Annotated in this window: 11 protein-coding genes; 1 reads left to right on the forward strand and 10 read right to left on the reverse strand. The window is 25.5% G+C overall.

Translation table 4 applies throughout. The annotated features are described in order from the left end of the window. The first annotated feature begins 1 nt into the window (after nucleotide 1). Nucleotides 2-724, forward strand: coding sequence for a pseudouridine synthase (locus SAM46_RS01830; protein ID WP_078746776.1), 723 nt, complete (start codon nucleotides 2-4; stop codon nucleotides 722-724). Nucleotides 725-825: 101 nt separating this feature from the next. Here the strand turns inward: SAM46_RS01830 and SAM46_RS01835 are convergent, their stop codons facing one another. From SAM46_RS01835 to SAM46_RS01880, 10 genes are all read right to left on the reverse strand, one after another. Then, nucleotides 826-3,273 carry a type 2 periplasmic-binding domain-containing protein gene (locus tag SAM46_RS01835; protein ID WP_078746777.1) on the reverse strand — a complete coding sequence of 816 codons (2,448 nt, stop codon included), beginning with the start codon at nucleotides 3,271-3,273 and terminating at the stop codon, nucleotides 826-828. Further along, on the reverse strand, nucleotides 3,273-4,061 hold the full coding sequence (locus SAM46_RS01840) for an ABC transporter permease (protein ID WP_078746778.1): 789 nt from the start codon (nucleotides 4,059-4,061) through the stop codon (nucleotides 3,273-3,275). The genes SAM46_RS01835 and SAM46_RS01840 overlap by 1 nt, the downstream gene beginning before the upstream one ends. Continuing rightward, nucleotides 4,054-4,893: an ABC transporter permease gene (locus tag SAM46_RS01845; protein WP_078746779.1), complete on the reverse strand. Its 840-nt coding sequence runs from the start codon at nucleotides 4,891-4,893 to the stop codon at nucleotides 4,054-4,056. Before SAM46_RS01845 ends, SAM46_RS01840 begins: the two co-directional genes overlap by 8 nt. Further along, entirely contained in the window at nucleotides 4,877-6,262 is a 1,386-nt protein-coding gene (locus SAM46_RS01850) for an ABC transporter ATP-binding protein (RefSeq protein ID WP_078746780.1), read from the reverse strand. Before SAM46_RS01850 ends, SAM46_RS01845 begins: the two co-directional genes overlap by 17 nt. A 270-nt stretch (nucleotides 6,263-6,532) precedes the next feature. Beyond that, complete coding sequence (locus SAM46_RS01855) at nucleotides 6,533-7,423, reverse strand: hypothetical protein (protein WP_078746781.1); 891 nt, start codon at nucleotides 7,421-7,423, stop codon at nucleotides 6,533-6,535. Between the two features lies 1 nt (nucleotide 7,424). Then, nucleotides 7,425-8,330: an aromatic motif membrane protein gene (locus SAM46_RS01860; RefSeq protein ID WP_159442396.1), complete on the reverse strand. Its 906-nt coding sequence runs from the start codon at nucleotides 8,328-8,330 to the stop codon at nucleotides 7,425-7,427. Beyond that, nucleotides 8,320-9,339, reverse strand: coding sequence for an aromatic motif membrane protein (locus tag SAM46_RS01865; protein ID WP_078746783.1), 1,020 nt, complete (start codon nucleotides 9,337-9,339; stop codon nucleotides 8,320-8,322). Before SAM46_RS01865 ends, SAM46_RS01860 begins: the two co-directional genes overlap by 11 nt. Continuing rightward, nucleotides 9,329-10,315 (reverse strand): aromatic motif membrane protein, encoded by a 987-nt coding sequence (locus SAM46_RS01870; protein ID WP_078746784.1) that lies wholly within the window; start codon nucleotides 10,313-10,315, stop codon nucleotides 9,329-9,331. The genes SAM46_RS01865 and SAM46_RS01870 overlap by 11 nt, the downstream gene beginning before the upstream one ends. Next, nucleotides 10,293-10,997, reverse strand: a complete 705-nt coding sequence (locus SAM46_RS01875; RefSeq protein ID WP_078746785.1) for an ABC transporter ATP-binding protein — start codon at nucleotides 10,995-10,997, stop codon at nucleotides 10,293-10,295. Before SAM46_RS01875 ends, SAM46_RS01870 begins: the two co-directional genes overlap by 23 nt. Further along, on the reverse strand, nucleotides 10,997-12,823 hold the full coding sequence (locus SAM46_RS01880) for an ABC transporter permease (protein WP_078746786.1): 1,827 nt from the start codon (nucleotides 12,821-12,823) through the stop codon (nucleotides 10,997-10,999). The genes SAM46_RS01875 and SAM46_RS01880 overlap by 1 nt, the downstream gene beginning before the upstream one ends. Nucleotides 12,824-12,957: the final 134 nt, after the last annotated feature.

Below are 12,957 nucleotides of genomic sequence, written 5' to 3' on the forward strand. Positions count from 1 at the left end.
TATGGAAAAAGCAGAAAGATTACAAAAACTACTTTCACAATCTGGAGTAGCTTCTCGTCGTGAAGCAGAAGAAATGATTCAGGCGGGAAGAATAACTGTTAACGGTCAAGTTGCAGTTATAGGACAAAAAGCAACCTTTAAAGATGATATATTAGTTGATGGTGTTCCATTAAGTGGTAGAGAAGAAAAAGTTTACTTTGTATTAAATAAACCGCCTAAAACAGTATGTACATTAAAAGATAATTTCAATCGTACAATAGTTACTGATTTAATTGATACACCTTATCGTATTTTTCCGGTCGGAAGACTTGATTATGATACAACAGGAGTTTTAATATTAACAAACGATGGTGAATTAGCAAGCAAATTACTTCATCCTTCATATCAAGTAGTAAGGGTTTATCGTGCCAGATTAAATGAACCGCTTGATAAGAAACAATTAGCAAAATTAAATAAGCCAGTTATGATCAATGGTAAATGATCAAAACAAGATGTAATTCAAGCTGATGTAAAAAGTTATTTTGTTGTGTTAACTCAAGGTACATATCACCATGTTAAAGAATTATTTAAAACAGTTGATAGAGAAGTTATTAACCTTAAAAGAGTTGAATATGGTGGAATCACATGTAAAAACATTCCTGTTGGAATGTATCGTCCTTTAACTATTAAAGAAGTTAAAACACTTTATGCAATGGTTAAATATCCGAAAAAAGAAGAAAAATAAAAATGATAACAGTCTAATTGCACTATGCATGTTTAGTCTGTTATCTTTTTTTGTAAAGTTTGACCCTAGTGTATAGGGATTTATACCGTTTTGAATATTAATTAACTCTTAGTTTGCATAAAGTAATATTGAGATGATTCAGATAATATTTTTTCTGATACTGGTTCTAATTCTTTATGCTCAATAATACCATTATTAATTCAAGCTTCTTTAATAATCGAATTAGTACTTTGGAATATTTGATTAATAATTTTTTTAGATGCATTGATATTATTTTGTTTAATGATATTTTGCACTGTTTGTAAATAGTTTTCTGAGAATGCTAAATCACCTTGTTTATTTTGAATTAATTTAGCAAATAATTGTGTAAAAATGATTAATCTATTTGTTGTATTTGAATTAGTTGCACTAATTATTGTTTCGTTATATAAATTTTGAATTATACTATCTTTATTTTCTTCAATTTGTTTTCATAAATTAGCTATTACTTCAGCATTACTTGATTGAATTGATTCATTAATATTATTTAATAGACTTGAATAAGTATTTAATTTTTCATTTCATAATTCATTTCTAAAGATTAATTCGTTTTCGAAATAATTAAGTTGTATTGTAGGATTTGTTATATCGTCAATTTTATAAATATCAATAACATTTTTATCTTGCCCGTCAGCAACATCAGCAAAATAATTTCTTAAAACTAATTGATAATCAATCTCTTGTGTTGGAACATAGTTGATGTAATTAAAGTTAGTTAAATTACCTCAACCTTCAATATTCTGCTCATTTGATATATCAATTAATCCTATTTTTCTTCCAAGATATAATCCTAAAGTATCTATGTTATTTTCATTGTTATTTAAAAATTCATTTACTTCTTCGAGATTAGATTTAATTAATGAAACAATTACTTTTTCTTCATATGTTTTCGTTTCAACATTATCTAAATTATTAATATTTTGAATAATTAAATTTAAAAGTAAATTATATTTTGCTATGAAATGATTTTTTAATAATTCTGGTGCCATATTAATTTTGGCATCATAATTTACAATTTTATCATCTGTAATAAATTGCATTTTTTGATATTGCTCTAGATATTGCATATTATTATCCAATCCTAGATTAATAATATCGCTTCAACTAGTAATTAAATTTTCTAAATCACTATTTTTAGAATTATTAACTACAGCATTATTTTCTTCATCGAATAATTGTTTAAATGCTTTATTATCATATTGAATTTGTTTTCAAGTTTTAGCAACAGCATTTTCAGTTATCTTTGTTTTAGCATTTATGAAATTTTGGTTATTAGGATCTAGCTCATCAAGTTTGAATGGAAAAATCTTTTTATTACCCACAGTTTCTTTATAATAGTCGGACAATTTATTATAAACACTATCTTTTAAAACTTCTAAATATTTATAATTATCCTCATCATTATTTCTACTTGACAACATAATTCCATCAACTAATAAAAGATTTTGCTTAGGTTTAATGACTTTTATATCTCCATCATGTGTAATTCCTAATTTTTCCTCTTGAGCTGTTGGCGGATAATTGTCTGAACCATAATAAGCATCAATAGCATCTCCATTATACATGATAGCTGCATTGATATCAGGCCGTTTAGGATTAACTAACTGATTTAATAATTCAAGTCCATCACCTTCAAACGAAATATGACGATTATCTCTAACATCATATCCTGTTCCATCTTTGATTAATTGTTTAAATGAGTTGATTAATGTTTTATATGTATCTTGTTCTACTTCTCCAGTAAAATGATCTGAAGTTCTTTGGTTATTAGGTAGCAATCAATATGATGAACCATAAAGCATATTGTCTCTCATGGCATCAGTTATTATTCATCCATTATAATTATTATATTTAACAGAATTTAATACATTAATAAATGAATTATAAGATTCTGAACTAGTTAAAAATTCCTTTTTCATTCACTCAGTTGAAATGCCTGATAATTCATCGACTCGATCTTGTCTTGCGTCAGTTTTAATTGGTTTTTTACGAACATTATAAGCAATTACTGTATCTTGAGAATAATAAGGGAAAAAGTATTCTCATAATTCTTTTCTATCGGTATTAGTATTATTACTTGAATCATTTTGATTAATGAAATCATCATATTGAGCTAAATGATTTCATATTTCATCTCTTAAGAAAAGACGTACTGCATTTTTCATTCTTTCTTTATTATCTTTTAATGTTTCATCACCAAATAAAATCGAGTAATCAATTTTTGCTAATAACCCTTTTTTAACTAGCTGTGCAGCTAAGAAATCAGTACCAACTCCAGCTGCCGCTTTATTATTAATTAAAGCATTATTAAATTCATTAATTTCACTAAATTGAGTATATGTAAATTTTTCTCTGAGTATGTCTTGATTATCTTCGGACATATATGATTTAAAGTTGTAAAAAGCAGGCTTAAACGGTTTATCAATCTTATATCCTATGCTAGCACCGAGAATACCACATATTGCTACTACTCCAGAACCTATTAAAAAGTTACGAAGTAATTTTTTCATTATTTTTTATTTTTCTTTACAAGTGTATAAATAATATTAGAAACAATTGTGATAAATAAAATTATTGTTCCTAATACAAGACCTCAAGGTTCAAATGAACCTTCATATAATTTGGTTCCTAAAGTTGGAGTATTAGATACGGTACGAGCAATAATAAAATCATCAAAACTTAGTACAGATGAAACAACTGCAGCCATTATGATTGAAGGAATCATATATACAAAATAGGTTTTGAATCATGAACGGATTTTTGAATATCCTAAATCCATTGAAGCTTCAAACAAATTATTATTGAATTTTTCACTTCTTGGAAGCATTAAAGAAATTCCATACGGTAAAGCCATAATACTATGAGCTACTATAACACGACCAAAACCTTCATTTTCAGTTTGTATAACACCAATAAAAGCCGAGAATACTAATACTAATCCAATGGCTGTAATGTTATCTGGGTTTATTAGAGGAATATTTGAACTAGAAGATACAAATGTTTTAACTGTTTTACTTTTTTGTCTATAAAGTGCATATACAGTTACTAAAGATAATGAACACACTATAACAGATACAATTAAAGCTAGCAATACTGAATTTACTAATGCAGATAATCTATTGTTATCAAATAAATGTAATCAGTTATCTACTGTACCTTGAGTTCAAGTGGTATTAAATAAACCTTTTGGAGTTGCTTGGTTAAAAGTAAAAATTGCTCCAAAAAATAGTGGAATATAAACGATTGATAGAATTATGTAAATATAACTTTGTCTTAAAAATGAACCAAATCTACTCATAGTGGGCTCCTTTTTTAAGTTTGAAAATTATTCTTGGAATAATAAGCACAAATGCATATACTGATATGAATAATAATGAAACAACTATAACTAAAGCTGAACCAGCTGATAGATCAAATTTATTTCCGGGGTTAATTTTTGAATTAATTATATCCCCGATTAATTGGTGTTGCGATCCATCAGGTAGCAATTTAGACGAAATAATAAATGTTGTAGCTGAAGCTAAAAATATCATAGCTACACCAGATAAAATTGCTTTAGTTCCATAAGGAATAATTACTTTAAAAATAGTTTGTACATTATTGTAACCTAAATCATTACTTGCTTCCACTATGTTTTTAGGCATATCTTTAAACACAGTGTATAAAGGCATAATCATTAGTGGTAAGTTTAGGTAGGTTAAACCAAAAACAATAAACATTTCGTTATTTAAACTTTTTGGGTCTGATGCAAATAATGCGAGGAATAAAGCTTTGATTGAATAAACTCTAGCAATTGTAAAAATTGCCATTGGAGATAATATTAAACTTAAAGCATAAATTCTAAATATTTTAGATTTAGCAGTTGAAATAAAGTATGCATACGGGAATCCAATTATTAAGCAAAATAAAGCCGATACTAATCCGATTCATAAGCTACGCCCCATTATTCTTCAAGTGTTAGCACTATTAACTAATTCTCATGAATTAAAATTATTATCTCCAACACTAAATGCTGAATAAATAATCATAATTAAAGGAAGAATAATTAAGAAAATAGCAACAATTATGTAAGGTAAAGCTAAATAAATTTTTTTATTTGAAGATAATTTATCTTTAATTTTGGAAATCATTATTTTGGTAATCTCACTTAGGATCTTTTTTCATTAAGTGAATTGTATCTTTAGTTCAACTTAAATATACTTTTTCATTCAAATCAAATTTTTTAGCTGTTTCTACATAAATATAAACATCTTCTTCTATTTCAACTTTTAAGTAGTAATATGATCCACGATATGAAATATCAACAATTTTTCCAGCAATTTTATCTTTCTTAGTTGTTGGATTGGCATTGATATCAATATCTTCAGGACGAATTAAAGCATCTAGCATTTCTCCTGGTTCGAATTCATCTAATTCATGCACAGTTTTAAATTCTTTACCAAGTAATTTAACCTTACCTGTTTTTGGATTAAACTTAGCATTGAAAATATTAGAATCACCAATGAATTTAGCAACTCAAATATTTACAGGGTAATCGTAAATATTTTTCGGAGTATCATATTGTTCAATACGTCCATCACGCATAACTGCAATTCGATCTGATAATTCCAAAGCTTCATCTTGGTCATGAGTAACAAAGATAAAAGTTAGACCTAATTCTTGCTGCACACTTCTTAATAAAACTTGCATTTTTTGTCTAATCTTAGCATCAAGAGCTGAAAGTGGTTCGTCTAATAAAAGAATTTCCGGTTCAATAACAAGTGATCTAGCGAGTGCAACACGTTGTTTCATCCCACCTGAAAGAGCACTAATTGGTTTAGTAGCATTTCCGGTTAGTCCAACTAAATCAATCATTTTTGCTATTTTATCATTCATTTCTTTTTTAGTCATTTTACGTTTAAAGTAACGATTTTCAAATGTTTCCGATTTTAGGTTAACATAGTTTTCTCAATATGAATATTTAAAGTCAGAATCATCAAGTCAATCTTGACGCTTTCTATATTGATATGTACCAGGTTTTAAAGTTTCAAGTTCATTTTCATATTTTTCTTGAATTTCATCAAGCTTTTTCATCTTAGCTGATGCTTTAGCTTTTCATAAAGCTAATTTCTTTTGATATAAAGCATTATATTTATCATTAATAACTTCACGTGGAACACGTTTTAGTTTAAGTCCGTAAGCAATATTACCTTCAACATTTAAATGAGGAAATAATGCGTAATCTTGAAAAATTGTAGATACATTTCTTTTGTACGGTTCTAGATCTTTAATATCAAAACCATCGAATTTAATTTCACCACGTGTAGCTCATTCAAAACCACCTAGTAATCTTAAAATGGTAGTTTTTCCTGAACCAGATGGTCCAAGTAATGTAACAAATTCACCACGTTTAATTTGTAAATTAATGCTGTGAAGAACTGTTTTATCTTGGAATTCTTTAACAACATCAATTAATTCAATAACTGGCTGTTCATTCTTATTGATTTTTTTCTTTGCCATTTTAATTTCTCCTTTCATTTAAAAATAAAAATAAATTTTTAAATTACAGGGAGACAGTATCATATAAGTTTTCAGAGTACTCTTCAACTAAATATTGCATAGTTGAATATTCAATATCATTAAAAACACTAAAGATATTTTTTATCTCTATTATTTGAATTAACATTGCCTTATTTTTCATGATTTATATTTTACTAAAGTAAAATAAAAATCAGTACATTTTTTAATGCTAATATTTAGCTAAAAATAACTGATTTTTTAAATATCTAATTAGAAAATAAGATTGTATTGGGGATATTTAATATTAGGTAAAGAAGCGAATTTTTCTTCAAATTTAGCAATATCTTCAGGTGTTAATGTAAGCGGATTTTTCTCCATCATTTCTAAGACTTCTTGTGCTGAAGGTGGATTATTTAAACTTGCTCCTGAGAAGAAGATAATTTCAGGTGATAGAATTATTTCATTTTCACTTGATACATATATTTTAAGGAACATTGTTTTAAATCTTAAATATAAAACTTTATATCCTTGTTTTAATGGAGAATAAATTAATTCTGAAGCTTCAATATTTTGTGGCTTAAGAAGTGAAGAGATTTTCACATCATTACGTTGGTATCTAAAGTGCTGGTGAATTGCTTCATTTGCTGAAGAATATTCGTTTTGTACATTAGCAGCTCAATGAAGGTATCTATCCGAATGCTTTGGCAAATCATTTTTTGTTCTATTGAAAGTTAAAAGTCCATAATCATAAAATCTAGCTTCAAAATAGTAAATATATTGTAAGAATCCTAAAATATTATCAGATAAAATATCTTGATTTAACGTTAGTAATTGATCTCTTTTGGTTTTTAATGCATAATATTCATCTGAATATTGTGCAACTTCTTTCATTTGTGCATTGTATCCAATAATCTTATCAGTATTTTGTTTTAGATTCTTATGCATTACTGCATAGGAATTGTAGTCAAACTTCTTAAGGTTTTCTTCTTGTTTTTGAGAGAAATTTAAATTATATTTAGACATAACTTCTCTTAGTTTTTCTACATAGGAAGGTGTAGTAACTTTTAATCGCGAATCTCCTGTATCATAACATGATACAGCACTAATTGTTGGGATTATAACTGCTGATGATAAGGTTAATAATTTAAAAATCTTTTTCATATTATTTAATATCTACTGGTGAATATTGCAGTAGAACTCCTCCGTAAAAATCTTTATATAAAACTTCATCTGTCTGAGTTTTATTTGAATTATCTATATTAAATGAAGCAAATAAACTTACATATTTATTTAAATTAAACATTTCATTTTTATATCTTGCTTGTAGTAGTCTTGGAAATGTTTTAATATAAGGGAAAATATTAACTTGGTTAGCTTTAACTTCTTTTGTTTCTTCATCAATATCACGATATATATCTATTTGTATTATATAACCATCTTTATTTAATAAATAAAATCTAATGTCATTTGAATTATTTTCAACTTGTTTAACATATTGAATAAATTGATTTGATTTAATATTTGAAAATATTGAATAAAGCAATTTATTTTCATTATCACGTAAAGCAAATGAATCTTCTGATTCATTATTTGCACGGGTAAATGTATCATTTTGCATATAAGTAAATTTATTGATATTAAATAGACTTCATAATCAATTATTTTTAAAAGCAGAATTTATTACTTGATCAGATTCCTTAACTGGATAAGGATATGATTTTGCAGCAAAAAATGAATATGGATTAGAGAAATCATCATAAGCAGAAGATTGACGAGTTATTAAATTAGCGTACTTTAAAGCAACTGATAATTGTTTATTGTAATCAGTATCAACTAGTTCTTTTTGACTAGCAATATATTGATTTTTCGCTTCGATATTATTACCATATATTTCGCTAAGTAAATCAGCAATTGCATTTTGATTAATAAAGTTATTTCACTGCAAATCAACATTATTTGCTTTTTCTTGCATCTTAATTTCAGTATGTGTATTTGTTCCACATGAAATTGAAATTAATGGAGATAAAGCAATTAGTGAGCTAAGTGAAAGTATTTTGCTAAGCTTCATAACTTTCCTTTCCAAACGGAAATACAAATGCTGGATAACCATATCTTTGCTTAATTGGCATATCTATTTCAAATTGCTTTAATCCCGATTCATAACCATGTATAAATCCGCTGTGTATTGTTTGCGAAATTAAGTTTAATGAAATATTATTATTTTTTGAATTACCGTAATATATTCCCATATAACTTAATTCAACATTAGAAATTTCATTAGATATATTTCTGATTAATATTCTAAAAACCAACTTGTCTTTTTTTATATAATAAGCTTCATTATCTCCAATTTCAGGACTTTCATCTCCTAATTTAATATCATCAAGAAAGGTATTTTTAAAATTAAGTATTGCAAATTTTTGCTCTTTATTTACATTATTTTCATAGTCTTGTGATACTAAGTGTCCACCTCTAGCTGGGATATATGGATCTAAAACTCAATCTACAAATTTTCAATCAAATTTATCTAAATTATTTAAAACAAAGTATCAATTTTTAGATAAGAAATTTTGATATTCTTCTAAATAAGTTATTGCTTTCATATCTGTAATGCTATTTTTCGCTTCTTGAATCTGTTTTTCTAGATTTGCTATTTGTAGTAAGGTTTCTTCATATTTTGCTTTATTCGATCTATAGAAAACTAGTATTTGTTTTAATCTAGATAATTGATCTTCTAATTCAGTAGTATCAATGTTTTTATATATCTTGTTATATTCTTGTGTTATTTTTTGAAATTCTTTAAGTATTGTTTTTTCATTTTCTTTTTGATTATGTAAGTAAATTTCTTTTTGATTTTGAGCATTTGTGGTGTTTTTATAAATTGTATTAAGTAATTTATTCATAATATCTTGATGTAATAATTCTTCCGATGAAATACTTTGATATGAAATGTCTTTACTATGATCAATATATTGATTTAAATCAGATTCTTGCTTATAATTAGCACAAGATATTACGCTTGCAACAAGTGGTATTGTGCTAAACAAAGCTAAGGATTTCAATATTTTAATCTTCATTTATTTCTCCTCATGTATATCTTAGTAATTGCATTTCATTATTATTTAGTAGCATTGTAGCATCATAAAATATTCCCGAATAATTATTTGGTTCATACATGGTAAAAAGTTTTTTATCACTAAATGCTTTATATGCATTATCCAAAGCTTCTTGTTGATTAGAACCTGTTAATATATCATAATTAGTTTTATTTTGAATTCTTTGATTTAAAGCTGTAATAAAGCTATCTTTAAATTTACTTGTTATTTCTTTAGCTTCTTGATTATTAATAATTAAGAAGACATCAGGAATAATCAAAATATTATTTTTATTATCTTTTGAATAAGTAAAATATAGAATAAAAGTATTATTGTCGAATAGAATAAAGTTTATTTTTTTATTTTGATAAATATCAAATTTTTCATTCGGTATCTCATATGAGATAATATCCTGTATATTTGCATTTTTCATATCTATTGCATATGTTTTATTTTTATTTAAAACATATTGAAAAATAGATTTAGTATTTTTTGGATTATTTTTAGTTTCTTCTAAGTTTGTTATATCACTATAGTTTTCATTAAATGGATTAAGTACATATTTATTTTTATTTAAGTTATTTAAGTATCAATATCAATCCTTAGTTAATGTATTTGTAATAGCAATAATTGCATTTTTCACTTGATTATTAAGTACACTACTTGATTTTTCTAATACTTTGACATTTGATATATTAGCATATATCATTGAAGCTTTAAGCTCAGTGATAATATCATCAGGTATATTTTTTTGTTGAGATATATATAAATCTCTTTCTTGATTATTTGTAATTAATTTTGAAGCTATTTGATTAATTTTCATTTCATTATTTGTAACTTGTTTTTTAGGTTTTAATTTAATTTCTTCGTCAGCTTTTTGATAACAAGAACTAACTGCAAGAATTGGAAGAGATATAGTTGATAAAAGTAATATCTTATTGATTAATCACTTTTTCATAAAATATTTCTTCAAGTGGTTTATTTTTAATTCCGGAATCAACTATTTTACCTTTATGTATTAAAGTATAAGAATCTACATATTTATCAATTTCACTTAATACATGCGAAGAGATAAAAATGCTTTTGCCTTCATTATGTAATTCTTTTAATAAAGTAAATAGTTGATATCTAGCAGTTGGATCTAAATTAGCTGCAGGCTCATCTAAAATAATTAAATCAGGATTATTTAATAATGCTTGAATCAAAAGCACTTTTTTCTTTTGACCTGATGAAAAGGTATATGGTTTTGAATTAGCAAGGTTTTGGATTTCAAATTTATCAAGTAAATTATTAATTTTTTCTTTGGCTTGACTTTTATTGATGCCACTAAGTAAAGCTAAGGAATATAAATAATTTCAAGTGGTTAGTTCTTTAGGAAAAATAGCATTTTCAGGTACATAACCTAATTTAGCTTTTGATTCAGGATTTTTAGCATTGATTTCATTAATAACTATTTCGCCATCATAATTATGATATGAACCTATAATAGATTTAATAGTAGTGGTTTTTCCTGCTCCATTTTCTCCTATAAAAGCATGAAATGAACCTTTTTTAACCTCAAAATTAAGGTTAAAAATACCACGAGTTTCTTTTTTATCAACATAATGCTTTGATAAATTATTTACTTGTAATATATTCATTATCTATAATCCTTTCTAATATATAAGATGTTATTAATCAATATTAAAATTATTCCTAAAGTAATTCAAATTCCGATAAATCCATATTTATTTATAATCTGATTATTTCTTGCTAGTTCGTACATTTGTTCAACTGGTTGAAATAAGAAGTTATTTGAATTTTTCAAATCGTATCTAATAATTACTTTATTATTTTCAACTTGTTGTTTAGTGGCGTAACTTGCATATCCACCTATATTATATGAATAATTATTTATCTTAAATGAGTATGAATATGGTGTGTAATCATTAGTTGTTGGGTTATATAATAAAGCATCCGAAATTAATTGTCCATTGTATGCAAAGTAAATGTAATAAATTAATGCTGTAAGAAGATAAATTTGCTTTTCTTCTTTTGATTTAATTAATTTATTTTTTATTGATTCATCATTAAGCACTATAACATTGTCATCTAATAAATTATTTAACATTGAATCAGGATTACTAATTTCATATTGTATTTCAGTTAATATTAAATCATTGAAATAAGGCATATCATTTTGGTCAGGTTGTTTAAATTTATCAGATGTTATAATGTCTTGAATGAATTTTTTACCATATGCATTAAATACTTTTGAATTTAATAATTGTTTAATATTTTCTCAATTTAATTTACCTACAAGAGAACTCCCAGTTGTATTAGTGTAAGAATCTTCTGGGAATGAAACATTAAAATCATTAGCACCTTCGCGGACATAAATAATTGAAGTATTAATAATTTGATCGCCTAAAGTAGCATTAACATTATTTTTTAAAGCACCTGGAACTAAATAAGCATTAGTATCTTGTGGATTTTTTAAATTGCCAATATTAACTTGATATTTCTTCATAACATTGTTATCTTTTAGTTTATATGAGTATGAAGAACTATCTAGGTGGTTGTAATATAAATAGTTATCTAAATTACTTGCTGTATCATTTGAAAGAGAGTTAAATATATTCTTGTTATCAAAGTTAAATATATCAACCATTTGATATGGAGTTATTAATCATGAATAAGCTTGTCATTCAGTAGAAGATGAAGAAGAATATTTATATGCTTCATTTATATAATTAATTTGATTTAAACTAAATTTATTTGCATCATAACCGTTTGGAATAATATAGAAATTATCTTTATTATCATTGAGATAAAACATCTCAACATTTGCTTTATTTCCGGCTGGTTGTAAATCTCTTTTAGCATTTAAATAATAAGCCATATTATCACTTGTTGAGGTTGATTGAGATGAAATTACTGTTCCCCCAATAACTAAAGGAGTAAATATTACAAGCGGTGTAGCTAAAGCAATTTTTCCATTTAACTTATATCCAATAATTGAAGCAAACATTCCGAATAATATAAAAGCAAATATAAATACCACAAATGATAGCAAGGTAAGTGCTAATAAATAATTAAAATGAATGCTCATACCAATAATTAAGTTACATAACATTATGATAAGTGATCATAATGTTCCGATAAGTAAAAATACAATTAATTTACCGATAAATATATCTCTTCTTGATATTGGCTTTGAATAAATTAATAATTCAACACCTTCTTCTTCTAAATCCTTATAAATATGTAAAGCTTTTAAACTTGCATAAAATATAGTAATTATTAATTCAACAAATACAACACCATATACAATAAAATCATTAACATTAGGTTGTATTGTAAATGTTGTAAATACAATTGATAAAATAATAGCTATAGCTATCCAAAACAACGGCATGATAATGGTTGATTTTTTCTTTTGTATTATCTTCGTAAGAAAAGATACATAATTACTCATAACTTTCATAATAACTCCTCTAAATATTTATATTACTATATAGTGATTTATATTATTATTTTAACTCCAAATTATTTTTTAACAAGATTGCAAAAATAAAAAATATCCCTAAAAAATAGGGATAAATATATTTTTTTATTAAA

Origin of the sequence: Mycoplasmopsis verecunda (assembly GCF_033546915.1) — a bacterium.
GTDB classification, from domain to species: Bacteria; Bacillota_I; Bacilli_A; order Mycoplasmatales; family Metamycoplasmataceae; genus Mycoplasmopsis; species Mycoplasmopsis verecunda.